Below are 26,155 nucleotides of genomic sequence, written 5' to 3'. Positions count from 1 at the left end.
CCCCCGTCTACGACCGACAGGTAAAGGAAAACCCGGCGCAGGGCGCGCCGGGTTGAAGAGCTGGGTGCAGCGAGGGCCTATTCCTTCGCGTTCAGGTCGGTACCGAGCGTATCGCGCACGAAGAGCGTGCCGATGACGAGCGACATTGCCGCCACGGCCACCGGGTACCAGAGGCCGAAATAGATGTCTCCCCTATAGGCGCTCATGGCGAAGACGGTCGCCGGCAGCAGCCCGCCGAACCAGCCATTGCCGATATGGTAGGGCAGTGACATGCCGGTGTAGCGGATGCGGGTCGGGAACATTTCCACCAGGATAGCGGCGATTGGGCCGTAGACCATCGTCACATAGATGACGAGGATCAGCAGGATGCCGATAACCAGTGGCCAACTTACGGCTGCCGGATCGGCCACCATCTTGAATGCGCCGGCCCCGGGCACCGAGTAGACCGGCACCTCGCCGCCTGCCGCGGCCGCTTCCTCGGCCGTCAATAGCCCATCCTTCACTGCCTGCTCGGCCGGGACCATGGTGCTCTGCCCGCCGCGGATCGCCGCCGCGTCGAGGTTCAGTTCCGGATTGGCCGCCACGAATGCATCAAGCTTCGGCTCTGCCACGCGCGCGGGGTCGCGCACCAGCGGGTAGCCTGCCTGCTGCAGCGCCATGTTCACCGAGCGGGCGAAGGCCGTCTCCCGCGCCTTGGCGTCCGCGCCCGCCGCCACCACGTCGTAGGACTCGATAGTGGTGTCGCCGATCTTGACCGTCGCGGGCGTGCCTACCGGCGCCGTCTGCACGACGTCATAGGGCACGGAGGCGCGCGTCAGGAAGGAGGTGGCGACGTCGCAGGACGTGGTGAACTTGGCCGTCCCGGTCGGGTTGAACTGGAACTTGCAGTCGCCTGGGGCCGCTGTCACCGTCGCCCGCACCTGCGCCTGCGCCTGGGCGAGTGCCGGGTTGGCGGCCCAGGTGAGCGCCTTGAAGAGCGGGAAATAGGTGACGATAGCAAGCGCCAGGCCGGCCATGATGATCACCTTGCGGCCCACCCTGTCCGACAGCCAGCCGAAGAAGACGAAGAAGGGCGTGCCCAATGCCAGCGCGATGGCGATCATGATGTTGACCGACTGCGCGTCCACCTTCAGCACGTTCTGCAAGAAGAACAGCGCGTAGAACTGGCCATTGTACCAGACCACCGCCTGGCCCGCCGTCAGGCCGAGCAGGGCGAGCAGCGCGATCCTGGCGTTCTTCCACTGGCCGAAGGCTTCGGACAGCGGCGCCTTGGAGCCCTTGCCCTCCTCCTTCATGCGCTTGAAGGCGGGCGATTCGCTTAGCGTCAGCCGGATCCAGATGGAGATGCCGAGTAGGATCGCCGAGAGCAGGAAGGGAATGCGCCAGCCCCAGGCGGCGAAGGTCTCCCGGCTCATGGAGCTCTGCACGATCAGGATGACGATCAGCGACAGGAACAGGCCAAGCGTCGCGGTCGTCTGAATCCAGGAGGTGTAGTAGCCGCGCTGGTTGTCGGGCGCATGCTCGGCCACATAGGTCGCGGCACCCCCATACTCGCCGCCGAGCGCCAGGCCCTGCAGCATGCGCAGCACGATGAGGATGACCGGTGCGGCGAGGCCCCAACTCGCAGAGCCGGGAAGCAGGCCCACCAGGAAGGTGGACAGACCCATGATCGTCATGGTGACGAGGAAGGTGTATTTGCGCCCGACGAGATCGCCGATGCGCCCGAACACCAGCGCACCGAAGGGCCGCACCAGGAAGCCCGCAGCGAAGGCAAGCAGCGCGAAGATGTTGCGCGTCGCCTCCGGATACTGGCTGAAGAATGTGGCGCCGATGAAAACGGCAAGAGAGCCGTAAAGGTAAAAGTCGTACCACTCGAACACGGTGCCGAGCGAGGAGGCGAAGATCACCTTCTTCTCCTCGCGCGTCATCGCGCGCCGACCAGTATCGACCGTCGATGCAACTGCCATTGTGTCCTCCCAGACATGAGCGCGCGTGCCCCTGGACACGCGCCATCATCCCCGGAAGTGATGCCAGAGCCGCGCCGGCAAATGAATCCTGACTTTGGTCTAAGCCCGCGCGGGCTGAGGCGGTGCCGGCGCCTTCTGCACCTTGCGCGCAAGCCGCGCGCGGATGCTTTCAGGTGTGGCGCGGGGCGTCGCGGCAAACAGCGTCCTGGTATATTCGTGCTTCGGGTTCGAGAAGACCTCCTCGCGCGTGCCGTATTCCACGGCCTCGCCGAAATACATCACCATCACCTCGTCGGCGATGTAGCGCACGACGGACAGATCGTGGCTGATGAAGACATAGGTCAGCCCGAACTCGTCCTGCAGGTCGGCGAGCAGGTTCAGCACCTGCGCCTGGACGGAAAGATCGAGCGCGGAGACCGGCTCGTCGAGCACGAGCAGCCGCGGGTTCAGCATCAGCGCGCGGGCAATCGCGATGCGCTGGCGCTGGCCTCCGGAGAACATGTGCGGGTAGCGGTTGAAGTGCTCCGGCGCGAGGCCCACCTTCGTCAGCATCTGCATCGCCCGGTCGCGGCGCTCGGCGGCCGGAAGGTCCGAATTGATGACGAGCGGCTCCATCAGCACGTCCCCCACCTTCTGACGCGGGTTGAGCGAGCCATAGGGGTTCTGGAAGACGATCTGCACCTTCCTGCGCAGTTCCGGCGTGAGGCCGTTGCGGGAGATGTCCACCTTCTCGCCATCGATGAAAAGCTCCCCGGAGGTGGGCGCGTCGATCATGGTGATCATGCGTGCAAGGGTGGATTTGCCACAGCCGCTCTCGCCGACGATGGCAAGCGTCCTGCCCTTTTCGAGCTTGAAACTGACGCCCTTCACTGCATGGATCACGCGGCCCTGGCGGAGCAGCCCGCCGCCGATGTGATAGTCGCGCGTGATCTCGCGCGTCTCGAGCACGATCTCGCTCATGAGGCGGCTCCCACATAGGGCGTGTCGTCCAGCGCGAAGTCGGCGACGGTGGGCAGCCGGTCGCCCACGGCGTTTTCAGGCAGGGCGGAAAGCAGGGCTCTCGTATAGCGGTGTTTCGGCGCCTCGAAGAGCGAAAGCACGTCGGCCTCCTCCATCTTGCGGCCCTTGTACTGCACGATCACCCGGTCGGCGGTTTCGGCCACCACGCCCATGTCGTGCGTGATCAGGATCATGCCCATCCCCGTTTCCGCCTGCAGCCGCATGAGCAGATCGAGGATTTGCTTCTGGATGGTGACGTCCAGCGCCGTCGTCGGCTCGTCGGCAATGAGGAGCTTCGGGTTGCAGGCCAGCGCCATGGCGATCATCACGCGCTGGCACTGGCCGCCCGACATCTGGTGCGGGAAAGCGTTCAGCCGGTCCTCCGGTTCCGGAATGCCGACCGATCTCAGAAGCTCCAGGGTGCGCCTGCGCCGTGCCGAGCGGTCGAGGTCGGTGTGCTGGCGCAGCGTCTCCTCGATCTGGAAGCCGACGGTGAAGCAGGGATTGAGGCTCGCGATCGGCTCCTGGAAGATCATGGCGATGTCGTTGCCGACGATGCGCCGCCGCTCGGCAGGCGAGAGATTCAGGATGTCGCGGCCCTGGAAGCTGATGCGGTCCGCGGTCACCGTCGCCGTCCAGGGCAGAAGCCCCATGACGGCCAGCATGGATACGGACTTCCCCGAACCGGACTCGCCGACGATGGCCAGCACCTCACCCTCGTTCACGGAAAGCGAGATGCCGTCGACCGCCCGCAGCTTGCCTGCGGCGGTGTCGAATTCGACCGTCAGGTTTTCTATCTCGAGCAAAGCCATCGCTCACGACCTCTTCAATTTGGGATCAAGCGCGTCGCGCAGGCCGTCGCCCACCAGGTTGATGGCGAGCACGGTGATCAGGATCGCAAGGCCGGGGAAAGTGACCACCCACCAGGCGCGCAGGATGAATTCGCGCGCCTCGGCCAGCATCGTGCCCCATTCGGGCGTCGGCGGCTGCGCCCCCATGCCTAGGAAGCCGAGGGCAGCCGCCTCCAGGATCGCGGTGGAGAAGGAAAGCGTCCCCTGCACGATGAGCGGCGCGGTGCAATTGGGAAGGATCGTCTTGAACATCAGGCGGATGTTGCCTGCGCCGGCCACCTTGGCCGCCATGACATAGTCTCGGCCCTTCTCCGCCATCACGGCCGCGCGCGTCAGCCGCACGAAATGCGGCTGCAGCACCAGCGCGATGGCGATCATCGCGTTGAACAGCCCCGGCCCCAGAACCGCCACGAGCACCAGCGCCAGAAGCAAGGACGGGAAAGCCAGGATGATGTCCATCAGCCGCATGATGATCGTGTCAACCGTGCCGCGGAAATAGCCGGCGATCAGGCCGATGATCACGCCGGAGATCACCGAGAGGGTGACCACCACGAGGCCGACAAAGAGCGAGAAGCGCGCCCCGTAAATGAGGCGCGAGAGGATGTCGCGCCCGACCGCATCGGTGCCCAGGATAAAGTCCCAGCTGCCGCCGGCCTGCCAGACGGGGGGCACCAGGAACGAGCCGCGCACCTGCGCGCTCGGACTGTGCGGGGCGATGAGGGGCGCGAAGATCGCGACCAGAACGATCAGCAGGAAAATGCAAAGGCCCAGAACGGCGCCGCGGTTCTGGCGGAAATAATACCAGAACTCGTAGAGCATAGCCCGGCGTGTGGCGTCGACTGCGGGGCCTCCTTCCAGGCCGATCGCCGCGTCGGCTTCTTTCGCATTCGTAACCATCAGTGCCTGATCCTGGGGTTTATGAGACCGTAGAGCACGTCGACGATCAGGTTCACGAGCATGATGATGCCGGCGATGAGCAACAGCCCGCCCTGCACCACCGCATAATCGCGTTTGAAGACGCTATCGACCATCCATTTGCCGATTCCCGGCCAGGAGAAGATCGTCTCGGTAAGAATAGCGCCCGCAAGCAGAACGCCCACCTGGAGGCCGATCGTCGTGACCACGGGGATCAGTGCGTTGCGCAGCGCATGCAGCCCGACCACCCGCCGCGGCGGCAGGCCCTTGGCGCGCGCGGTGCGGACATAGTCTTCGCCCAGGACCTCCAGCATGGCCGAGCGCGTCTGCCGCGCGATCACCGCCAGCGGAATGGTAGCGAGCACGATGGTGGGAAGCACCAGATGCGACACCGCCGATCTGAACGCGCCCTCCTGGCCGGAGAGCAGGCTGTCGATGAGCATGAAGCCGGTCACGGGCGGGAAGAAATACATGAGGGAGATGCGGCCCGAAACCGGCGTCCATTGCAGGATGCCGGAGAAAAGGATGATCAGCAGCAGCGCCCACCAGAAGATCGGCATGGAATAGCCGACCAGCGCAAATCCCATCACGGATTGGTCAAGCCAGGATCCCCGGCGCACCGCCGCGACGATTCCGAGCGGCACACCGATGACGACGGAAAGGATGATCGCGCAGAGGGACAGCTCCATCGTGGCGGGAAAGAGCGTCAGGAACTCGTCCAGGACCGGGCGCCGCGTCACGATGGAGTTGCCGAAATCGCCCGTGAGAATGCCGCCGAGATAGTCGAGATACTGGGTCCAGATCGGCCTGTCGAAGCCGAGTTCGCGCATCAGCTCCGCATGACGCTCCGGCGACATGACCCGCTCGCCGGCCATCAGTGCAACCGGATCGCCGGGAAGCACGCGGATGAAAGCGAAGGCGATGATCGACACGCCGATGAAGGTCGGGATCAGGACCGCAAGCCGCCGGAGCAGGAACCGGAACATGGCGCTTTCGATCTCCTACGAAATACAGGTGAGCCTGTGCGGCTTCGCCTCAATGCAAATGGCAAGAAGCGCGCCGGTTTCCCGGCGCGCCTCCGAAGATGGAATTAGGGCGCTTACTCGACGATGTCGACGCCCTCGAAGGCGAAGTCGCCGAGCGGGCTCTGCACGAAGCCCTCCACTTCCTTGCGCATCGGCACGATGGAAAGCGAATGGTCGAGCGTGGCCCAGGGCGCCTCGCGCTTGAAGACCACCTGCGCCTCCTCATAGAGCTTGGTGCGCTCGGCCTGATCGGACGCCTGCTTGGCCTGCTCGACGAGGTTGTTGAATTCCTCGTTGCACCACTGGGCGCGGTTGTTGCCGCCCACGGCGTCGCAGCCGAGCAGCGTGTGCAGGAAGTTGTCCGGATCGCCATTGTCACCGGTCCAGCCGAGGATCACGGCGCCGTCGCGGTCCTTGGCTTTCGAGCGCTCCAGATACTCGGCCCACTCGTAGGAGACGATCTCGACATTGACTCCGATCTTCTGGAAGTCGGACTGGATGAGCTCGGCCGCCCGGCGCGCGTTCAGCATGTAGGGCCGGCTCACCGGCATGGCCCAAACCTTCATGGAAAGGTTGGACACACCGGCTTCTTCCAGCATCTTCTTGGCCGCTTCCGGATCATAGGGATCGTCCTGGACAGAGTCGTTGTAGGACCACATGGTCGGCGGGATCGGGTTCTTGGCGGGCGTCGCCATTCCCTGGAACACCGCATCGACGATCGCCTGCTTGTTGATCGCCATGTTCAGCGCCTTGCGCACCTCGGGCTTGTCGAAGGGGGCCTGGGTGGTGTTGTAGGCGAGATAGGCGACGTTGAGGCCCTCCTGCTCCATCACCTTCAGGTTCGGGTCCGATCTCATCTGCTCGACATCGGCCGCATTCGGGTACGGCATCAGGTGGCATTCGCCGGCCTTCAGCTTCTGGAAGCGGACGGAGGCGTCGGGCGTGATGGCGAAGACAAGATCGTCGATCTTCTGCTTGCCGTTCCAGTAGTCCTCATGGGCGCGATAGCGGATCACGGCATCGGTCTGGTAGGCGACGAACTCGAAGGGACCCGTTCCCAGCGGCTGCTGGTTCAGCTGCTGCTGCTGGCCGTCCGCTTCCAGCTTGTCCGCATATTCCTTCGACACGATCGAGGAGAAGGGCATCGCCAGATTGGCGAGGAAAGGGGCCTCCTGCCGCTTCAGCGTGAAGCGCACCGTCATGTCGTCGACCTTCTCGATCTTGTCGATCAGATCCGGGAAGCCCATGCCGTTGAAGTACTCCCACGCGGCGCCGGCGACATATTGATGCCATGGATGGTCGCTCTTCCATTGCCGCTCGAAGGAGAAGATCACGTCGTCGGCATTGAGGTCCCGGGTGGGCGTGAAGAAGTCGGTCGTCTGGAATTTCACGCCCGGCCGCAGCTTGAACGTGTATTGCAGGCCGTCGTCGGAAATCTCCCAGCTTTCGGCAAGGCCCGGCACGGTCTCGGTGGTTCCAGGCTTGAATTCGAGCAGCCGGTTATAGACCGTGTGCGCGGCCGCATCGAATGTGGTTCCCGCCGTGTAGAGGCCTGGATCGAAGCCTTCGGGCGAGCCTTCGGAGCAATAGACGAAGGTCTTCGCGCTCGCCGCGCCACTGAGCACCGTGGCAGCCAGCAAGGAGGCCGCGAACATCATTTTGGTTTTCATAGGGTTTCTCCCAAGAGGTTATTCGAGCCGTTCCCGATGGCTCTTGGGGGCGCATATAAGCAAAGTTCCTTTCGTGAGGGAACTCCCCCGCGCAAAGAGCGACCTGTGATTCTTTGTCCAACGCGATTTTCGTCCCAATCCAGCGGCGAAGGTGGACAGGCGGCGGCGGACATCCCCACATAGGCGGGACATGCCCCAGGGCGGTCGACGGGAGACTTCTATGGCCAAGAATTGGCGCGACGACATCCTCTCCTTCTGGTTCGGCGAGGTCCGGCCGGAAAACTGGTTCGAAAGCACCAGGGATATCGACGAGACGATGAGGCAGCGCTTCGGATCGCTGCACGAGCGGTTGAGCAATGATCTGCCTAAGGAGGCAACGGAGGAGCAGCGCGCGGCGCTTGCGGCGGTGATCCTCTTCGACCAGTTCCCGCGCAACATGTATCGCGGCACGGCCCGGGCCTTCTCCACGGATGATCTTGCGGTGCGCATCGCCCGCGCGGCGGTGGACAAGCGGCTCGACGATGGACTGCCGCCCGAGCAGAGGCAGTTCCTTTACATGCCCTTCCAGCATTCGGAGATCGCCGCGGATCAGGAACTCTCCGTCATGCTCTTCAAGGCGCTGGGGCTTGAGGAACAGTTGCGTTACGCGCTCGAACATCGCGACATCATCCAGCGCTTCGGCCGCTTTCCCCACCGCAACCGCGCCCTCGGCCGGGAGAGCACGCGCGAAGAGCTCGCTTTCCTCGAGGCGCACGAAGGCTTCGGCCAGTAAATCGGCGGGCGAGCGATCGGAGCTTGCCGGGCCGAGCCGTGTGGCCATAATGTCCTGTCGGCATGGCTCGGACGATCAGGCGGAGACCGCCGGGCGACGCGGATATTTGGCGTGAACGTCCACGCGATTGGGCTTTTCGAGGGAGGGAAGAATGGCCAAGAGAAACGGCACGAGCGAGCAAAACGGCGCCAGTCGGGATAAAGCAGTTCCTGGCGAGACCGAAAAGAAGCCGGCAGCCGGACGGCGCAGCACGGCGAAAACCGCCACCGCATCGAAAAGTCCAAGCAGGTCGGCCGAAAAGCCGGCAGGCAGGCGCAAGGCCGCAGCCACCCCTCCGGTAACGGACGAGCCGCCTCCAAGCACCACCGATGCCGCGACGGCCAAGCCATCCGGTGCAAAAGGGGGCAAGCGGGCGCGAGGCAATCTCCCGGAAGCGGAGCCGGCGGCTGCAAAGGCAAGTCCGGTGAGGAAGAGCGCGAAGGTCTCGGAGCCCACCGCCGAGAAATCGAGCGGCAGGAAGAGGACCGCGCCAGCTGCCAGCGTCGCCGAAAAAGGGAAAGCAGCGGAGGCGCAGGCCGCCCCGCCGGCGGCAAAGGGACCGTCGCAGGTCACCGCCGTCAAGGCTGCATCGGTCAAGGAAAAGCCGGCAAAAGCTTCCGGAAAGAAAACCCGGTCCGGCGGCAAGGGCGAGGCGGCGGTCGCCGCTGCGACCGCGGCGCCTTCCGAGGAGGCTCGGTCCGCTCAGGCGAGGTCGGGCGCAAAGGGAGCGGCGAAAGCGAAATCCGCCGTTGGCGCCGCCAATGGCAAAGACGGTGCAAAGCCCTGGCTCAAAACTTATCCCGAGAAGATCCCCGCGGAGATCGAGCCGTTCCGCCACAGCTCGCTCGCCCATATGATGCTGGAGGCCTGCCGCAACTATGCGGACCGCCCCGCCTTCACCAGCATGGGCAAGACGATCAGTTTCGCCGAGTTCGAAAAGGCCTCGCGCGATTTCGGCGCCTTCCTGCAGTCGCTCGGCCTGACGAAGGGCGCGCGCGTGGCGATCATGATGCCCAATGTGCTGCAATATCCCATCGCCATGATGGCGGCGCTGCGGGCCGGCTATGTGGTCGTCAACGTCAACCCGCTCTATACGGCGCGGGAACTCGAGCACCAGCTCAAGGATTCGGGCGCCGAGGCCATCATCATCCTGGAGAATTTCGCCAAGACCCTCCAGGCGGCGATCGGCAACACGCAGGTGAAGCACGTCGTCGTGGCCAGCATGGGCGACATGCTGGGCCTCAAGGGCCATGTGGTCAATCTCGTGGTGCGCCGGGTCAAGAAACTGGTGCCGCAGTGGGAACTGCCGGGCCACATTCCCTTCAAACAGGCAATGCGCCAAGGAGCCTCGGCCCGTCTTTCGCCTGTCGAGGTCGGCCTCGATGACATCGCCTTCCTGCAATATACCGGCGGCACGACCGGCATCGCCAAGGGCGCCATCCTGCTGCACCGCAACGTGCTCGCCAACGTCCTGCAGTGCGAGGTCTGGTTCAGCGGCGCCTATCACGACAGGCCCAGGCCGGAGCGCGAGGTCTATCTCTGCGCCCTGCCCCTCTATCACATCTACGGCCTTACCGTGAACGCGCTGATGGGCATCAAGCTCGGCACGCACAACGTCCTCATCGTCAATCCGCGCGACATCCCGGCCCTCGTGAAGGAGTTCGGAAAATACAGGGTGAACGTCTTTCCGGGCCTCAACACGCTCTTCAACGCGCTCCTCAACAATGCCGACTTCCAGAAGCTCGACTTCAAGGGTCTAGAACTCACCTTCGGCGGCGGCATGGCCGTGCAGCGCTCCGTCGCCGACCGTTGGAAGGCGCTCACCGGCTGCAAGATCACCGAGGGCTACGGCCTGTCAGAGACCTCGCCTGTGGCGACGGCGAACCGCTTCGACACGCCCGAATTCACCGGCAGCATAGGCCTGCCCCTCCCCTCCACGGACGTGGCGATCCGCGACGACAGCGGCAAGGCCGTGAAAATCGGCGAGGCGGGCGAGATCTGCATCCGCGGGCCGCAGGTGATGGCCGGCTACTGGAACCAGCCGGAGGAGACCGCCAAGGCCATGACCCCGGACGGCTTCTTCAGGTCCGGCGATATCGGCGTCATGGACGAGGCGGGCTATATCAAGATCGTCGACCGCAAGAAGGACATGATCCTCGTCTCCGGCTTCAACGTCTATCCCAACGAGATCGAGGAGGTGGTCGCGCACCACCCCGGCGTGCTGGAGGTCGCGGCGGTCGGCGTGCCGGACGAGCATTCCGGCGAGGCGCCGAAACTGTTCGTCGTCAAGAAGGACCCGGCCCTCACCGAGAAGGACATCCTCGACTTCTGCCGCGAGAAGCTCACCGGCTACAAGCGCCCGCGGCACGTGGAATTCCGCAGCGAATTGCCGAAGTCGAATGTGGGCAAGATCCTCCGCCGTGAGCTGAGATAGCGCCGCAGCTTTGCGGCGGATCCAAAAAAAACGGGCGGCAAAGGGCCGCCCGAGGTAATCGGTCCGCTCGTTGTTGCCCCGTCCCCTATCTGCTGCGCCGGCGTTCCGAAACCGGCTGGTAAGCCAGCCGGGAGTGATAGCCGCAGTAGGGTCCATTCTCTCCCGCGTCGCTGCCGCAGAAGCTGAAATCCTCGGCCAGCGGGTCGCCGTTCGGCCATTTGCAGGTGCGCTCGGTCAGCTCGACCAGCTTCAGGTTGCGCGACATCGGCACGACCACGTCCCGCGCCGGGCGCATATAGTGATAGGCGACCGCCTCTTCCTCGAACTGCACCTTCAGCGCCGTGGCGCCGATGGAAGCCGTCACCGGCCGGGCGCTACGCTGCCGCCGCGCTCCCGCCGCCGCGCCGCTCGCCGCGGCCGCTGCCGCCTTCTTCTGGCGCGTCGGCGCGCCTGCGGCCCGCCCCCGGGCGGAAAGCTTCAGCCGGTGCACCTTGCCGATAACCGCATTGCGGCTGACGCCGCCCAGCTGCGCCGCAATCTGGCTCGCGCTCAGGCCCTCGGCCCAGAGCTTCTTCAGCATTTCGACGCGTTCGTCTGTCCAGTTCATCAGGAACCGCTCCTGTGGCAATCGCGCGGAATCCCGGTGCGGCTCCACCTGGCAAATTGCCCTGTGGACACCACATCTATATGGTTTTGATGGTCCGCCGCACGAAATCTAGTCGTTACTCATCCAAACTACCCTATCGGTTGACTCCGTGACAAGAGTCCCTCTTCACTCGCGAATCAGTTTTTTCGGTTTTCCCCAACTTGGGCGCGCAGCCGCCCCAGCTCATCCACTTGGCGCGCGCGGCGCAAAGCCGGGCGAGCGTTGACTTTGCGGGGGAAAATGCCGATAAAAGCGCGCGTGCCGCCCCTGGGGCGGCATTTTGGTTTTATTCGCCTTGCGGCGGCAAAGCCGTCAACACCGTCCCGGAGAACACCTGCATGAGCGGTTCGGCGCTTTACGATACTTTCGCCAGGCTCCCCCTCGCCTTCGAGCGCGGCGAAGGCTCCTGGCTGATCACCGCCGACGGCACGCGCTATCTCGACTTCGCCGCCGGCATCGCCGTCAATTCCCTCGGCCACGCCCATCCGCATCTGGTGGCGGCGCTCACCGAGCAGGCGCAGAAGCTCTGGCACGTCTCCAATCTCTATGAGATCCCTGGCCAGCGGCGCCTCGGCGAGCGCCTCGTGGAGAACAGCTTCGCCGACAAGGTGTTCTTCGCCAATTCCGGCGCTGAGGCGCTCGAATGCGCCATCAAGACGGCGCGCCGCTACCACTACGCCAGGGGCGAGGAGAACCGGTTCCGCATCATTACTTTCGAAGGAGCCTTCCACGGTCGCACGCTGGCCACCATCGCTGCAGGCGGCCAGAAGAAATATCTGGAAGGCTTCGGGCCCAAGGTGGAAGGGTTCGACCAGGTGCCCTTCGGCGACCTCAAGGCGGTGGAGCAGGCGATCGGGCCGGACACCGCGGCCATCCTCATCGAGCCTGTCCAGGGCGAGGGCGGCATCCGCCCGGTCCCGGCGCAGATGATGAAGGCGCTGCGCGAGCTCTGCGACAGGCACGGTCTGCTGCTCATCCTCGATGAGATCCAGACCGGCGTCGGCCGCACCGGAAAGCTCTTCGCCTATGAGTGGTCTGGCGTGACGCCGGATATCGCCGCCATCGCAAAGGGCATCGGCGGTGGCTTCCCGCTCGGCGCGTGCCTCGCCACGCAGGAGGCGGCCAGCGGCATGACTCCCGGCGTGCACGGCACCACTTTCGGCGGCAATCCGCTCGCCATGGCGGTCGGCAACGCCGTGCTCGACATAATCCTCGAGGACGGTTTCCTCGACGAGGTGGCGCGCAAGGGCCTCCTCCTCAAGCAAGGTCTCGCCGCCATCGCCGACGAGTTCCCTGAGGTCGTGGAGGAGATCCGCGGCGCCGGGCTCCTGCTCGGCATCCGCTGCAAGGTCCCCAACACCGCCCTGCGGGACGCCATGTCCGAGGAGAAGATCCTTGGCGCGCCGGCCGGCGAGAACGTGCTGCGCCTTTTGCCGCCGCTCAACGTCACCGACGGCGAGATCGGCGACGCGCTGGAGCGGATACGCCGGGCGATGCAGGCGCTGGCACCCGCCCCCGCAATGGCGGAAGCCGGCAGGGGATGAGCGCCGTGCCACGCCACTTCATCGATCTTTCGGCCGTTTCGGCCGCCGATCTGCGCTTCATGCTGGACGACGCCCGCGAGCGCAAGGCGCGGCTCAAGGCCGGCCACGGCGACAAGCCCTTCGAGGGGAAGGTGCTTGCAATGATCTTCGACAAGCCTTCCACGCGCACCCGCGTCTCCTTCGATGTGGCCATGCGCCAGCTGGGCGGCGAGACCATCATGCTGACGGGCGCGGAAATGCAGCTCGGCCGAAGTGAGACCATCGCCGATACGGCCAAGGTACTGTCGCGCTATGTCGATGCCATCATGATCCGCACCACCGCGCATGCGCGGCTTTTGGAGCTGGCTGAGAACGCGACCGTCCCGGTGATCAACGGGCTGACCGACGATACGCATCCCTGCCAGATCATGGCCGATGTCATGACCTATGAGGAGCACCGCGGCAGCGTGAAGGACAGGCTCTTCGCCTGGTCCGGCGACGGCAACAATGTGCTGCATTCGCTGATCGAGGCCTCCGCGCGGTTCGGCTTCCGGCTGAATGTCGCCACCCCCGCTGGAAGCGAGCCGGCGGCGCACTATGTGGAGTGGGCGAAAGCCAATGGCGGCCGCGTCGCCCTGATGCAGGATCCGGAGGCGGCGGTGCGCGACGCGGATTGTGTCGTCACTGATACATGGGTCTCCATGGGCCAGGAGCATCGCGCCCGCGGCCACAACGTGTTCCAGCCCTATCAGGTGAATGAGAGGCTGATGAGTTTCGCCAACAAGGATTCCCTATTCATGCACTGCCTGCCCGCCCATCGGGGCGAGGAAGTGACGGATGAGGTCATCGACGGGCCGCATTCGGTGGTGTTCGACGAGGCGGAAAACCGTCTCCACGCCCAAAAGGCGGTGCTTGCCTGGTGTCTCGCCCAGTGAGCGAGGGTTCAGCAAAACTCGGCGATTTCGGTTTCGCCGGCGACGATCACGTCGTCCCCTTCGAGGTGGAGGCGCTGGAGGTGCGCGGTCGCGCGGTGCAGGTCGGGCCGATGCTGGACCAGATCCTCGCGCGCCATAGCTATCCGGAACCCGTCTCGCGCCTCCTCGCCGAGGTCGTGGTGCTTACGGTTCTTCTCGGAAGCTCACTGAAATTCGACGGCAAGTTCATCGTCCAGACGCAGTCGGACGGCCCCGTGGACATGCTGGTGGCGGACTTCTCGACCCCCGGCTCCATGCGCGCCTATGCGCGCTTCGACGAGGAGCGGCTCGGGCAGGCCGTCGAGCGCGGCGAGGATTCGCCCGAGCAACTGCTTGGCAAGGGCATCCTGGCGCTCACCATCGACCAGGGCGCCTATATGCACCGCTATCAGGGCATCGTGCAGCTCGACGGTTCCTCCCTGGAAGAGGTGGCACGCACCTATTTCCGCCAATCGGAGCAGATTCCCACCGAGGTGCGGCTCGGCGTCGCCCGAATGGTAAAGCCGGGCGAGAGCGGGGAGGAACACTGGCGCGCCGGCGGCCTGCTCATCCAGTTCCTGCCAGCATCCGCCGAACGCAGCCGCATGGCGGATCTGCCGGGCGGCGACGGCGACACCGAGAACATCGGCGACGGCCACCCGGAGGACAATGCCTGGCAGGAGGCGCTGGCCTTGCTCGGCACGGTGGAGATCGACGAATTGCTCGACCCGACCGTCGGGGCGGAACGGCTGCTCTATCGCCTGTTCCATGAACAGGGCGTGCGCGTCTACGAAGGCGTCGACGTCATCGACAACTGCTCCTGCTCGCGCGAGAAGATCAAGTCGATCCTCGACGGCTTCACCGCCGAGGAGATCAAGGAGAGCACCGAGGACGGTGTGATCCGCGTGAACTGCGAATTCTGCTCCAAGGAATATCTCTTCGATCCCGAAGAGTTCGGCGGCGAATAGTCCAGCCTTTCACAACCGATAAAAGACACAACCGATAAAAGACCGACGACGCGCACCCCCGACCTGCGCCATGCGGCGTTAGCGACGCCGCTGTCCTCACCCCTTTGGTTCCCTCGAAAGCTTGCCCGGCAGTTCCCGGCCGCTGTCTGCCGTCACTTGACATGCAGGTATTTACCTGCATATTGATGCTCGCGAGGTGAGCACGATGGATGCTGACAAGGTATTTAAGGCGCTGGGCGATCCGACACGCAGAAAGCTGCTGGACCTCCTTTACGAGAGGAACGGGCAAACGCTCGGGCAGCTCTGCGAGAACCTGGACATGACGCGGCAGTCCGCAACGCAGCACCTCGGGATATTGGAAGACGCCAACCTGGTGAGCACGGCCAGGCGCGGCCGGGAAAAGCTGCACTTTATAAACCCGGTGCCGCTGCACGAGGTCTATGAGCGGTGGGTGCGGAAATTCGAACGTCAGCGGCTCAGCCTGCTGCACGATCTGAAGAAACAACTCGAAGGAGAATGACGATGACCACGACCAGCTTCGTGTACGTGACCTATATTTTCTCGACGCCGGAGAAGGTGTTCGAGGCCATAACGAAACCGGAACTCGCAAGGCGCTACTGGGGCCACGAGAATGTTTCCGACTGGAAATCCGGCTCGGAATGGGAGCACATCCGCGCCGATGATGAACGGTCCGTCGAGCTGGTCGGCAAGGTCGTGGAGGTCTCGCCCCCCTCTCGTCTCGTCATCACCTGGGCGAAAGCTTCCCAAACCGCCGACCCGGCAAGCCACAGCAGGGTCACCTTCGACATCGACAAGAGCGACGACCTGGTCCGGCTGACCGTCACCCATGACGAGCTCCAGGCCGGCAGCGGAATGGAAAAAGCCATCAAAGGGGGATGGCCGATCGTCCTTTCCAGCCTGAAATCCTTCCTGGAGACCGGTCGCGGCATCGACCTCCTGGCAAGACGCAAGGCGGCCTAATCCCAGGCGCCGCGTCAAACATCACTTCAGAGAAAGCGTAGACATGACCAAGCTCTATACGGGCGGATGCGCGTGCGGCGCGATCCGCTACGAAACAAGCAGTGAACCGATCTTCGAGAACCACTGCCAATGCGTGGATTGCCAGAAACGAAGCGGCACGGGCCACGGATCCTATCTGACCTTCCCGCGGCGAGCCGATGTGAGGATTACGGGCGAGGCGACAGCCTGGCGGGTCGCGGGCGAAAGCGGGCACGAAAAGACCCACTCATTCTGCCCGACCTGCGGAACCCCGGTATATGTGGCATTCGCCGCAAATCCGGAAGCGATCGCAGTCCACGCGACGAGCCTGGACGACCCCGCTCAGTTCAATCCGCAGGTGGTCACCTTCGCGATCCGTGGCCATGCGTGGGACACGATCGATCCCTCGCTCCAGACATTCGAGCGAATGCCGCCCGGATGATCTCCGGATCAGTGCAATCTGCACCGGTGAAGGCTGGTGGTTCAGAGCATGGGCTCGTGCTGTTTTCCCGCCTCATGGCCGCTCGTCACGCTCGCGCGGCGTCGGCCCGCGGCAGCCATTCGGAAATCTTGGCTTCTAGCTTGGCAGGGGAAACGGGCTTGGTCATGTAGTCGTCCATGCCCGCCCGCAGGCAGCGCTCGCGGTCGCCCTCCAGCGCATGCGCCGTCAAGCCGATGATCGGCGTCCGCGCAAGCTTCTCCTCGGCCTCCGCCAGCCTGATCGCCGCCGTCGCTTCCAGGCCGTTCATCTCCGGCATGGAAATATCCATGAGAACAAGGGCGGGCCGCCCGCGGCGCCAGAGTGCAACCGCCTCCCGGCCGTTCTCGGCGATCGCGAAGCGCCGACCGGAATTCTCCAGGACATGGCGGAAGACAAGTTGGTTCACGTCATTGTCCTCGGCCACGAGGATGTCCAGCTTCCGCTCGGGCGCGCTCGGCAGGGAGAGGATTTCCGCGCTCTTCGGTCCGCCGCCGGCGTTATGCCGCAGTTCGCCCGCCGCTTCCGCGCGCCGGGCGGCACGCGGCGTCTGTGCCAGGATTTCGGTGATCGTCTTGCGCAGAACGGCGGAACGGGCGGGTTTCGTCAGCACCGCCCGGGCGCCGGCCGATTTCAGATCGCGCAGCGCCGTCGCGTCGTCCACGGAGGTGAGCAGGACAGCCGGGGTATCCGCTCCGTGCGGGCTCATCCGCAGGCGGCGCAGGAGTTCGGCCCCGTTCATGCCGGGCATCTGATAGTCGAGGATCACGAGATCCACCGGGGCTTCGAGGCGCGCCGCCTCGTGCAGAAAGGCGAGCGCGATCCGCCCGTTCTCGACGGCGACGCAATCGAAGGCCCAGTTGCGCATCTGCTCCGTGAGGATGCGCCGGTTGATCTCGTTGTCGTCGACGACGAGGATGCGCGCGCCCTCCACGGACGCAGTCGGCAGCGGCTCACGGGGGCGGCCCTCATGCGCCGGCAGGGGAATGCGGCAGCGGAAGGTGGAGCCCTCGCCCAACCTGCTTTCCGCGCTGATCGAGCCGTCCATCAGCGCCACCAGCCGGGAAGCGATCGCCAGCCCCAGCCCGGTCCCCTCGTGCCGCCGCGTCGAGGAGGTGTCCACCTGGCTGAACTTGTCGAAGATGCTCGGCAGCTTGTCCTCGGGAATGCCTATCCCCGTGTCGGAAACGCTGAACAGCACCGCCTCGCCCTCCTGCCGCGCCTCGATCAGCACATGGCCGCGCTCGGTGAATTTCACCGCATTGGCGGCGAGGTTCGTGAGGACCTGCCGCACCCGCCCGGCATCGCCCACCACCCACTCCGGCAGGTTCAGGTCGAGGCTGACGATTAGCTCCAGGTCCTTTTCGGATGCCCTGGAGGAGACGAGGGCGGCAACATCCTCGACCACCTCGGCCAGGTTGAACGGCGCCGGGTCGATCTGCGCGTGCCCCGCCTCGATCTTCGAATAGTCGAGGATGTCGTTGATGATGGCGAGCAGCGCACTGCCGGACTTGACGATGACGTCATTGTAGACGCGCTGGCGCTGGTCGAGCTCGGTATTGGCCATCAGCTCGGCCATGCCGAGGACGCCGTTCATCGGCGTGCGGATTTCATGGCTCATATTGGCCAGGAATTCAGACTTCGCCCGGTCGGCCGCCTTGGCGGCCTCGAGCGCGGTCCTCAGCCGCGCCAGGGCGTGCCGGATCGAGCGGTCCATCGGCAGGAAGATGAAGAGAAGAATCGACGCCGCAAACAGGGCGAGCACGCCGCCCATGATATTGATGGCGATCTTCACCCGGTCGGCGAGCAGCCGGTTGAAGCCGCGCAGGGAGGCGGCGAATTGCGCCAGATCCGGCTGGATGCGGAAGGTGATCATGTCGTCGAGGCGCCTGGCCGCCGCCTCGCGCTCGCCCGGCGCTGCCGTCGCCGCCGCGCGCAGCGCATGCTGCAATTCATGCAGCAGCGCAAGCGGTTCGCCGCGGCGCACCGCGCCCTGCGACATCAGCCATTCGCGCAGCCCCGGATCGAGCAGAGTCCACTGCGCCTCCATCCTGGCGATGATGCCGTCGAGCCGCTCCGCGCTCGCCGCCAGGGCGACGTCGGCGCGCGGCATGCGGCTGCCCGAAGGCGCGGCCAGGAGGATCGTCGTGCGCGCCGCCCGCTCCGCCGTCTCCGCCGCGTCGGCGACGAGCACGGCCATCGCCGTGGCACGGGCAAAGCGCGTATTGGCGTAATGCGAGCCGAGCACGAAGAGGGTGCCCGGCACGATCAGCGCGAGCATGACGATGATGTAGCGCAGCCGCAGGCCGCGGATCGCCGCGGCGATGGTGTGCGAGGGGTCCGCCGGCTCCTCCGCTCGGGCGCGCCGGGCCCTTCCCCTCTGCCGAAGCGCGCGGAAGCAGGCAAGCATCAGGACAGCAAGCAGAGCCAGCCCAGCCAGCGCCCGCGCATCGGCGGTAAGCGGCAATAGCCCGCCCCACGCCGGCTCGAGCCCGAAAAGGTCCAGCATTTCTTCCTCCCCCCAACCGCGCGGCCGGCCTACCGGCGCGGCGAACTCCCACTCCCGAGGTCAGCCCGAAAGGAAGATGGCGCCTCGCCATGAAAGTTCGGTTAAGCCGCAGGGCTCTCGCCGCGCCCGGCCCGGCCGCCTCCTTGCTTGCCCATCCCCGGCGGCGCTGCTACATGCCGCCCATGACGAACATCCCCCTTTCCCGCATCCGTAACTTCTCCATCGTCGCCCATATCGACCATGGCAAGTCGACGCTCGCCGACCGGCTCATCCAGATGACCGGCTCGCTGGAGCTGCGCGAGATGAAGGAGCAGGTGCTCGATTCCATGGACATCGAGCGCGAGCGCGGCATCACCATCAAGGCCAACACGGTCCGCCTCGAATATGACGCCCGCGACGGCCAGCACTACGTGCTGAACCTCATCGACACGCCCGGACATGTGGACTTCGCCTACGAGGTCTCGCGCTCGCTCGCCGCCTGCGAGGGCTCCCTCCTCGTCGTCGACGCCTCCCAGGGCGTCGAGGCGCAGACCCTCGCCAATGTGTACCAGGCGATCGACAACAACCACGAGATCGTGCCCGTCCTCAACAAGGTGGACCTGCCCGCCGCCGAGCCCGAGCGCGTCAAGGCGCAGATCGAGGACGTGATCGGCCTCGACGCCTCCGGCGCCATCCCCATCTCGGCCAAGACGGGCCTCGGCGTCGACGAGGTGCTGGAGGCCATCGTCACCCGCCTTCCCCCGCCCAGGGAAGGCGACGCCTCCGCTCCCCTCAAAGCCCTCCTGGTCGACTCGTGGTACGACGCCTATCTCGGCGTCATCGTGCTCGTGCGCATCATCGACGGCGTCCTCTCCAAGGGTCAGACCGTGCGCATGATGGGCACCGGCGCGCGCTACCAGATCGACCGCGTCGGCGTCATGACGCCGAAGATGGTGATGGTCGAGTCCCTCGGCCCCGGCGAGATCGGCTTCATCACCGCCTCCATCAAGGAGGTGGCCGACACCCGCGTCGGCGACACGATCACCGACGACAAGCGCCCCACCGCCTCCGCGCTCCCCGGCTTCAAGCCGGCGCAGCCGGTCGTCTTCTGCGGCCTCTTCCCGGTCGACGCCGCCGAGTTCGAGGACCTGCGCGCCGCCGTCGGCAGGCTGCGCCTCAACGACGCCAGCTTCTCCTACGAAATGGAAACATCAGCCGCGCTCGGCTTCGGCTTCCGCTGCGGCTTCCTCGGCCTCCTCCATCTCGAGATCATCCAGGAGCGGCTGACCCGCGAGTTCGACCTCGACCTCATCGCCACCGCGCCCAGCGTCGTCTACCGCATAAACCTGACCGACGGCAGGACCATCGAGCTGCACAATCCCGCCGACATGCCGGACGTGATGAAGATCCGCGCCATCGAGGAGCCGTGGATCCGCGCCACCATCCTCACGCCCGACGAGCATCTCGGCGCCATCCTGAAGCTCTGCCAGGAGCGGCGCGGCGTCCAGGCGGACCTCTCCTATGCCGGCAGCCGCGCCATGCTGGTCTACGACCTGCCGCTCAACGAGGTGGTGTTCGACTTCTACGACCGGCTGAAATCCATCAGCCGCGGCTATGCCTCCTTCGACTACCAGCTCACCGACTACCGCGAGGGCGACCTCGTCAAGATGTCCATCCTGGTCAACGAGGAGCCGGTCGACGCCCTCTCCATGCTCGTCCACCGCAGCCAGGCCGAGCGGCGCGGCCGCGCCATGTGCGAGAAGCTGAAGGAGCTGATCCCGCAGCACCTCTTCAAGATCCCGATCCAGGCGGCCATCGGCGGCAAGGTCATCGCCCGCGAGACCATCTCGGCGCTCCGCAAGGACGTCACGGCCAAATGCTATGGCGGCGACGTCACGCGCAAGCGCAAGCTCCTCGACAAGCAGAAGGAGGGCAAGAAGAAGATGCGCCAGTTCGGCAAGGTCGACATCCCGCAGGAAGCTTTTATTCAGGCGCTGAAGATGAACGACTAGGCGCCTACCCTCTCCCTTTTGCGGGGAGGTCGGCCAGCCTGCTCGCCGGGGCGGAGGTCATGCGGCAGGACGCAAACAGGCGACGGATTTGGAACACGCATGATGCGCATATATCGGCTGTTCGCTGGCGAGAAATGGGCCCCGGCCCGGAAGAATGGCTGCTTCGTTCTGGGTGATCCTGCTTGTAAAGACAAAAAGCATCACCGATCGAACGAGGTGCTGGTGCGCTCGGAAGAAGAAGCGATTGAACTGATCGGGAAGGGCTTTTCCATCCGGATCGAAACCGGGACGCGGCCATCGCTCGTTCGGCGTAATGTTTATGTAGATGGCGCCCTCGTAAAGTGATGCCCATGACCGTCAAACACCGGCCCGACGACAACGCCGCCTATATCCGCTTCTCGTCCGCCAGGGTGGTGGAAAGCGCCGAGGTGTCGCCGGACGTCGTCTTCGACTTCGATGCCGACGGGTATATCGTCGGCATTGAACTGCTCGATGCGCGCGCGCAATTGCCCGCCGACGTGTTGAACCAGGCTGCATAGCTGCCTGCGCCGGCCGGAGAGGGGGCAGCAGCGCCTTTCCGTACCGCCGCGCCACCCGCCCCGCGCGGAACCCCGCCCCTTCTGCGGCGTTGGGAATCGCAAAAGGAGCAGATCATGGCCAAGAAGAAGAACCCCATTCCGAAGAAGATCGCGGGCCTGAAGGTCCCGAAGATGCTGCGCAAGTCGCGGCTCCTGCGCACCATGCTGGCGAGCGCCACGGGCCGCGAGATCCTCGCCAATGCGCTCACCGCCGGCGCCGCCGCTGCCGCCGCCGTCCTGGTGAAGGAGCGCGAGGAGGTGGCGGAGGCCGGCAAGAAGGGCGCGCGGAAGGGCGCCCATGCGATCGCCGTCGGCACGGAGGCCGTGCAGAGCGCGGCGAGCGCCGCGATGGGCGTTGTTGCGGAAGCCGCCGACCAGATCCTGCCCGGCCACCGCTCGCGCCGCGCCAAGCGCGACGGCGGGGAAGAAGCGCCGGTCACGCACTAGCCGTTGCCGGCAGGCGGCACCGCCCGCCTGCCGCAAAGCGGCTGAACCAGAGGAACGGCGACCGTGCCCGACCTTCCCGACGCCCATTCCGGCCTGCCGAAGCCGATCGAGCGCCGGCTGATCCGCCCGCATGCGGAAACGGCGGCGGGCCGGGTCGGCGCCTCGGCCGCCGTGCGCGCCCTCGGCGTGCTCCTTAGAAAACATCCCCGCGCCGCGCTCGACATGTTCGGCGCCGCCCTCGCCCAGGCCGCCCACGCCGGCGCGGGGGAGGTGAAGCGCAAATTCAGGAAGAAGAACCCGGCCGACGACGCCCCGCCCGAACCGCCCAAGCTCGACAAGCGGAAGCTGAAGGAGTTGGAGAAGGCGCTGCGGGAGGAGAGGCGCAACGCGGAAGGGTGAACGCAAGGCGCGCTAAACGGGGCGAAAGGGCTTTCACTCGTCGCCAATGTCAGGTGCAAGCTTGTGACCTGCCCTCTTTGCGCCTCAAATTCGGTCGTTGACGTCAGCTTTGGCGATTCCTGAATCAGACGTCGCTGGTGACCACACTGGGCCACTTGCGCTCTCAGGGCGTTCATTCTTCCGGCGAATGTAGGAGGCAGACCGCTAAGCTTCGGGACAGCATTTCACGGCCACTTTCCGCGAAGCTTATTTATTGCCTTTTCAATCGTGCCTATGCTGAGTTGCACAGAGATGTGCGGAGGGGAACTTGGGAGATATTAGGCTTGGAGAACCGTTCGGAATGGACCTCACCGGCCTTTCCGATGCGGATTGGAACTTGTCGCTTCAGCGCATCATCCATGACCTGCGTTCGGACTTCATCTACGCTCCACATATCGGCTTCATCTATCGGAAAGCCGGCCAGGATCTTGTTGAGATCGTCAAGCAAGAACTAAGGGGCGGACAGTACAAGCCCGGTCTCCCGCTCACGATTGAGGTCCCGAAATCGCATCGGATGCGGGTGCGAGTCCGTCCGCCAAGGCCGGGTCCAGCCTATTCCCGACCCGGAAGTATTCTGTTGCCAAGAGACAGGGTATTCTACCAGCTCCTAGCCGACAAAGCGGCTCCCATTGTCGAAGCCAAAACGGATCAATCTCGCTCGTTTAGCCATCGGCTTCAAGGCGGTGATTCACCTAACATGTTCAAACCGACCCGGACTTGTTGGGCAGAACTCCAGAAGGCGTTGACTCGGCACTCCTCCAACAGGAATAACAAATACGTCATGAGGTTAGACGTCGCGAATTTTTTCGGATCGCTGAACCAGCACACGCTAATCAACGTCCTCGGGGACGCCGGTTATCCCACAAAATTTCTTACGCGATTAGAAGCGCTCCTCACGGCATACACAGGCGAAAGGAGTTCGAGAGGCATTATTCAAGGTATCTATCCGTCCGATTTGCTCGGAAACTTCTATATGGAACCTATTGACCGCTTTCTTGCCGATCAAAACATTCCATCGGCGCGGTATGTCGACGACATGTACATATTCCTCGGCAGTGTCGACGCGTCCGAACAGTTGATGAGGCAACTGATTCCGGAACTCCGCAGCTATGATCTGGTGCTGAATGAGGCGAAGTCGGCGATTATGCCGACGGCCGCTTTGAACACAGAGGAACCGGATCTCGAATTGTTGTTCAAGGAGGCGGTGACAGAGATTTCAAATCAGATCGAGGAAGAAGATTTCCACGCCGACTATGGATTCCAATCAGAGTGGGAGGAGGACGAGCAAGAAGAGATGGAAGCCGAGTACGATGGTGAACACGAGGATGGAGACCTCGAGTTAAGGGCGACGAAAGTGCTGTTCGATGCCATCACTGACCATCCTGGGCATGAGGAAACGATTGAGCGCTTCTGCCTCCCCTTGTTTGCGAAAGCCTCTTCTGACTACGCGGTTGACCATGTTTTAGAGGCGTTCAAGAAACATCCTTCCATGTCTCAAATATATGTTTCTTATCTGGCGAAGTTCCTTCCTCAGCGTCCGGTTTATCGATTTCTCTGCCGAAGTCTCGAAGACCAGTCATTAGTAGACTGGCAAGTTATGTGGATTCTGGCCGCGCTCATCACCAAGGACCCGCCGGAGGACGCACCGGTGAAGACGGCACTGCGAATCCTAAAGGACGGCACGGTGCACGACGCGACGAGGGCGGCGGCAGCGATCTACGTTGGCCGATACGGCGACGCCGCGAGACGGCGGGCACTGGTCGCGCTTTACGGGCTGGTTTCTCCTTACGTGCAATCGGCGATCTATTTTTCGTCCCGGTACTGGCCTAGAACCGAACGCGGCAATGCGAGGGCGCAGTGGGGCGCCCTCGGTCCGTTGAACGAGCTGCTTACGAAGGCGATGACGAAATAGGGAATTTTGAATTTTTTACGGCGTCATAATCGACCCGCAGTGCCGAGGGATGATGGCAGCGTGCGCTGCCTACAAGCGTATGTGTCATCCGCTATCCAGAGTTCGCTCTGGACAATGCAGTAGTACTCCTGTGGCGGCCTGCATTGCGCCTAGTGTGATAGGTCAGAGATCAGCTCTTATTGCAAACAAGTCCGGTGTCCGCATATCAATCTTTAAAAATCTGGTTATTCCGCGCCTTTCGAAATCCTCTGGGAGGGTTTCCTTGCCAACGGCCTCAGGCGTGCGCGATATCCCCTTACCCTCGTCAAGCCTGGAGCGCGCATCATTCAGTTGGAAGATCGTAGGCAGTCCACTAGCGGTCGTGCGGTCTTCATAGGCCGGGATGACTTCTTCTACAAATTGCTCAATATAGCGCTGAATGGGACGATCTTCCCGAAATCGCTGAAGGTAAGGGCTTCGCCTCGCCGAAAATTTGTGTCTGGCACATAAAAAATGCCAGGGAACGGTATCGTTTTCGATATCCTTTAGCTTTTTTGGCGACGTTGATTTCACAGTTTCAGCGTCCGCAATCAGGCAACCGGCTTCAAACGCTTCGGCTGTTTCATCTACGGGTCCTTTCACCCAGTAAGACCGTTGGGGTTCGGCGGAATAAAAGCAGTATGCTGGGAAGAGACTGTTCGCTTTTGCATCTTCAATGAGCAAATCTATCTGCGGCTTGGCGGCTCCTTTGCCTATCTGCTTCAGGTTTCCAATTCCACCGGCTTTATGAATTCTCTTGGCCTGCACGCGCATCTTCAGGGTGTAGACTCTTCCTATAATGTGCCACTCCCAGTCGGCCCCTGTGTTCTTGCTTTCCTGCGATTTTGAAAACGTCAGCAATGTCACCTTGTGCGGATGGCGCCGCCTGATTTCCAGCAAATTGGTCTCAGTAATCGTCTCTTCTCCATAACTGACATTAACATCGGGCGAATGGGCGAATTCCAAGTTTTTTGAGGTGGAGTGGCCAAGTTCCAACAGTGTGTGGAGCAAGGAAATCATGATATCTCCCACTATAAGATCTGAATATGCAATCGTTATTGTAAAACTTGCAACCAATTTGACGCCGTTGGCCGTTTCGTCTGCTGCGTGAATGACCGCTATAGGCGCGACACCACCATCACCTATGCCGCTCAAATGTCCGCTTTCGGTGAAACGACAACGCCGCGATTTCGACCGTGACGACGTCGAAAGCCGTCGCTGAGATCGGCCTGCCTTTTCACGGCAGCTATCCCACTTCAGAGACCCTAAAATGGACTGTCTGCTGTCGGCCCAGATGCGACACTAGAGGCCGACCAGTATTGGAATTCAGCCCGCCCAAAACCGCGCTATTCACCTGCCTCCCGCTCGGGTATGTATCCGCATCTGAAGGGTCGAGGCCTCCAGTGCGTGCCGCGCCAGCACCTCTCCTCTTCGTCATCCCAAGGCGGAGCCGAGCGGAGCGAGGCGCAGACCCTGGGATCCATGCCTGAACCTCTCCGCGCCGCCGGACGTGGAGGAAAGCGAGCCGCCGGCCGCCCCTGGCGCTTCGGGATCGCCTCGGTGATGCAGCAGAGTGATATATCTGACAGCCCAAGAGAATTTTTGGCCGGCTAAGCTGTTGTTTTCGTTCACGCCAGCACGCAGCCGAAAAAATTTCTGCGGTTTTTTTATCCCCACCCCCTGCAGCCCTCTTACAATCCCTCCCATCGCTCTTGCGGGAACCGGATGCGCACCGGGTGTTCGGGAGAGCGGCGGCAACCTCCCCCTCCAGGGATCGGTACCTGGAGGCATGCTGAGGGCCCGCGACAGGCCGGCGGTGCCGGGATGCAGGGTCAGAGACTGCATCTCGGAAAAACGGGTGTCGGGTTCCAGACGACACCGCGGAAACCGCGGAGAAGCCGCTAGGGTTTTTCCTTCGGCCCGGCAAAGACCACCCCCTTCATTGGGTGCAGCCGGGACGGAAGAGAAACCCGAGTGACCGGCCAATGTCGGGACAGCGGCCGGCGGGGCGCGTGAGACGCGC

At 63.7% G+C, this 26,155-nt stretch carries 24 protein-coding genes; 14 read left to right on the top strand and 10 right to left on the bottom strand.

The features are described 5' to 3' along the window. Positions 1-77: 77 nt before the first annotated feature. The 6 genes from RIN79_RS14165 to RIN79_RS14140 all read right to left on the bottom strand — a co-directional run bounded on the left by RIN79_RS14165 (position 78) and on the right by RIN79_RS14140 (position 7,427). On the bottom strand, positions 78-1,967 hold the full coding sequence (locus RIN79_RS14165) for an MFS transporter (protein ID WP_309085319.1): 1,890 nt from the start codon (positions 1,965-1,967) through the stop codon (positions 78-80). A 99-nt stretch (positions 1,968-2,066) separates the two neighbouring features. Continuing rightward, a complete protein-coding gene (locus RIN79_RS14160; RefSeq protein WP_309085318.1) occupies positions 2,067-2,927 on the bottom strand; it encodes a dipeptide ABC transporter ATP-binding protein in 861 nt (286 codons plus the stop codon). Beyond that, the gene (locus RIN79_RS14155; RefSeq protein WP_309085317.1) at positions 2,924-3,778 is read right to left on the bottom strand and encodes an ABC transporter ATP-binding protein; all 855 of its coding nucleotides are present in this window, start codon (positions 3,776-3,778) and stop codon (positions 2,924-2,926) included. The genes RIN79_RS14160 and RIN79_RS14155 overlap by 4 nt, the downstream gene beginning before the upstream one ends. Before the next feature lie 3 nt (positions 3,779-3,781). Further along, a complete protein-coding gene (locus tag RIN79_RS14150; protein WP_375165936.1) occupies positions 3,782-4,714 on the bottom strand; it encodes an ABC transporter permease subunit in 933 nt (310 codons plus the stop codon). Beyond that, complete coding sequence (locus RIN79_RS14145; protein ID WP_309085316.1) at positions 4,714-5,718, bottom strand: ABC transporter permease subunit; 1,005 nt, start codon at positions 5,716-5,718, stop codon at positions 4,714-4,716. Before RIN79_RS14145 ends, RIN79_RS14150 begins: the two co-directional genes overlap by 1 nt. 113 nt (positions 5,719-5,831) lie before the next feature. Continuing rightward, positions 5,832-7,427 (bottom strand): ABC transporter substrate-binding protein, encoded by a 1,596-nt coding sequence (locus RIN79_RS14140; RefSeq protein WP_309085315.1) that lies wholly within the window; start codon positions 7,425-7,427, stop codon positions 5,832-5,834. 220 nt (positions 7,428-7,647) lie between these two features. Here RIN79_RS14140 and RIN79_RS14135 point away from each other — a divergent pair, with 220 nt between their 5' ends. Beyond that, positions 7,648-8,199, top strand: a complete 552-nt coding sequence (locus RIN79_RS14135) for a DUF924 family protein (protein WP_309085314.1) — start codon at positions 7,648-7,650, stop codon at positions 8,197-8,199. Positions 8,200-8,274: 75 nt separating this feature from the next. On the opposite strand, the gene RIN79_RS14130 is transcribed toward RIN79_RS14135, so the two are convergent. Next, positions 8,275-8,583 (bottom strand): hypothetical protein, encoded by a 309-nt coding sequence (locus tag RIN79_RS14130; RefSeq protein ID WP_309085313.1) that lies wholly within the window; start codon positions 8,581-8,583, stop codon positions 8,275-8,277. A gap of 79 nt (positions 8,584-8,662) precedes the next feature. On the opposite strand from RIN79_RS14130, the gene RIN79_RS14125 reads away from it, so the two are divergent. After that, entirely contained in the window at positions 8,663-10,672 is a 2,010-nt protein-coding gene (locus tag RIN79_RS14125; RefSeq protein WP_309085312.1) for a long-chain-fatty-acid--CoA ligase, read from the top strand. Positions 10,673-10,757: 85 nt separating this feature from the next. On the opposite strand, the gene RIN79_RS14120 is transcribed toward RIN79_RS14125, so the two are convergent. Continuing rightward, positions 10,758-11,279 (bottom strand): GcrA family cell cycle regulator, encoded by a 522-nt coding sequence (locus RIN79_RS14120; protein WP_309085311.1) that lies wholly within the window; start codon positions 11,277-11,279, stop codon positions 10,758-10,760. A gap of 377 nt (positions 11,280-11,656) precedes the next feature. On the opposite strand from RIN79_RS14120, the gene RIN79_RS14115 reads away from it, so the two are divergent. From RIN79_RS14115 to RIN79_RS14090, 6 genes are all read left to right on the top strand, one after another. Next, positions 11,657-12,862 carry an aspartate aminotransferase family protein gene (locus tag RIN79_RS14115; protein ID WP_309085310.1) on the top strand — a complete coding sequence of 402 codons (1,206 nt, stop codon included), beginning with the start codon at positions 11,657-11,659 and terminating at the stop codon, positions 12,860-12,862. Further along, complete coding sequence (argF, locus tag RIN79_RS14110; protein WP_309085309.1) at positions 12,859-13,776, top strand: ornithine carbamoyltransferase; 918 nt, start codon at positions 12,859-12,861, stop codon at positions 13,774-13,776. The genes RIN79_RS14115 and argF overlap by 4 nt, the downstream gene beginning before the upstream one ends. Further along, complete coding sequence (locus RIN79_RS14105) at positions 13,758-14,762, top strand: Hsp33 family molecular chaperone (RefSeq protein WP_375165937.1); 1,005 nt, start codon at positions 13,758-13,760, stop codon at positions 14,760-14,762. The genes argF and RIN79_RS14105 overlap by 19 nt, the downstream gene beginning before the upstream one ends. A 205-nt stretch (positions 14,763-14,967) precedes the next feature. Next, positions 14,968-15,282, top strand: a complete 315-nt coding sequence (locus RIN79_RS14100; RefSeq protein ID WP_309085307.1) for a helix-turn-helix domain-containing protein — start codon at positions 14,968-14,970, stop codon at positions 15,280-15,282. Further along, positions 15,279-15,743: an SRPBCC family protein gene (locus RIN79_RS14095; RefSeq protein ID WP_309085306.1), complete on the top strand. Its 465-nt coding sequence runs from the start codon at positions 15,279-15,281 to the stop codon at positions 15,741-15,743. Before RIN79_RS14100 ends, RIN79_RS14095 begins: the two co-directional genes overlap by 4 nt. 43 nt (positions 15,744-15,786) lie before the next feature. Continuing rightward, on the top strand, positions 15,787-16,203 hold the full coding sequence (locus RIN79_RS14090; RefSeq protein ID WP_309085305.1) for a GFA family protein: 417 nt from the start codon (positions 15,787-15,789) through the stop codon (positions 16,201-16,203). Positions 16,204-16,288: 85 nt separating this feature from the next. Here RIN79_RS14090 and RIN79_RS14085 read toward each other — a convergent pair whose 3' ends face one another. Beyond that, positions 16,289-18,748: a response regulator gene (locus RIN79_RS14085; RefSeq protein WP_309085304.1), complete on the bottom strand. Its 2,460-nt coding sequence runs from the start codon at positions 18,746-18,748 to the stop codon at positions 16,289-16,291. Positions 18,749-18,930: 182 nt separating this feature from the next. Here RIN79_RS14085 and lepA point away from each other — a divergent pair, with 182 nt between their 5' ends. The 6 genes from lepA (at position 18,931) to RIN79_RS14055 (ending at position 24,114) form a co-directional block, all read left to right on the top strand. Continuing rightward, positions 18,931-20,739, top strand: a complete 1,809-nt coding sequence (gene lepA, locus RIN79_RS14080; RefSeq protein ID WP_309085372.1) for a translation elongation factor 4 — start codon at positions 18,931-18,933, stop codon at positions 20,737-20,739. A 99-nt stretch (positions 20,740-20,838) separates the two neighbouring features. Next, positions 20,839-21,084 (top strand): hypothetical protein, encoded by a 246-nt coding sequence (locus RIN79_RS14075; protein WP_309085303.1) that lies wholly within the window; start codon positions 20,839-20,841, stop codon positions 21,082-21,084. Between the two features lie 5 nt (positions 21,085-21,089). Further along, a complete protein-coding gene (locus RIN79_RS14070; RefSeq protein ID WP_309085302.1) occupies positions 21,090-21,278 on the top strand; it encodes a DUF2283 domain-containing protein in 189 nt (62 codons plus the stop codon). Between the two features lie 114 nt (positions 21,279-21,392). After that, positions 21,393-21,764, top strand: a complete 372-nt coding sequence (locus RIN79_RS14065) for a hypothetical protein (RefSeq protein WP_309085301.1) — start codon at positions 21,393-21,395, stop codon at positions 21,762-21,764. Between the two features lie 63 nt (positions 21,765-21,827). Next, a complete protein-coding gene (locus tag RIN79_RS14060) occupies positions 21,828-22,163 on the top strand; it encodes a hypothetical protein (protein ID WP_309085300.1) in 336 nt (111 codons plus the stop codon). 340 nt (positions 22,164-22,503) lie between these two features. Continuing rightward, complete coding sequence (locus tag RIN79_RS14055) at positions 22,504-24,114, top strand: RNA-directed DNA polymerase (RefSeq protein WP_309085299.1); 1,611 nt, start codon at positions 22,504-22,506, stop codon at positions 24,112-24,114. A gap of 162 nt (positions 24,115-24,276) precedes the next feature. Here RIN79_RS14055 and RIN79_RS14050 read toward each other — a convergent pair whose 3' ends face one another. Next, positions 24,277-25,287, bottom strand: a complete 1,011-nt coding sequence (locus tag RIN79_RS14050; protein ID WP_309085298.1) for a DUF6615 family protein — start codon at positions 25,285-25,287, stop codon at positions 24,277-24,279. Positions 25,288-26,155: the final 868 nt, after the last annotated feature.

The organism is Chelativorans sp. (genome assembly GCF_031180965.1).
Lineage (GTDB): Bacteria > Pseudomonadota > Alphaproteobacteria > Rhizobiales > Rhizobiaceae > Chelativorans.
Note: the sequence above shows the minus strand (reverse complement) of the source record. Positions and strands in the feature narration are given on the sequence as shown.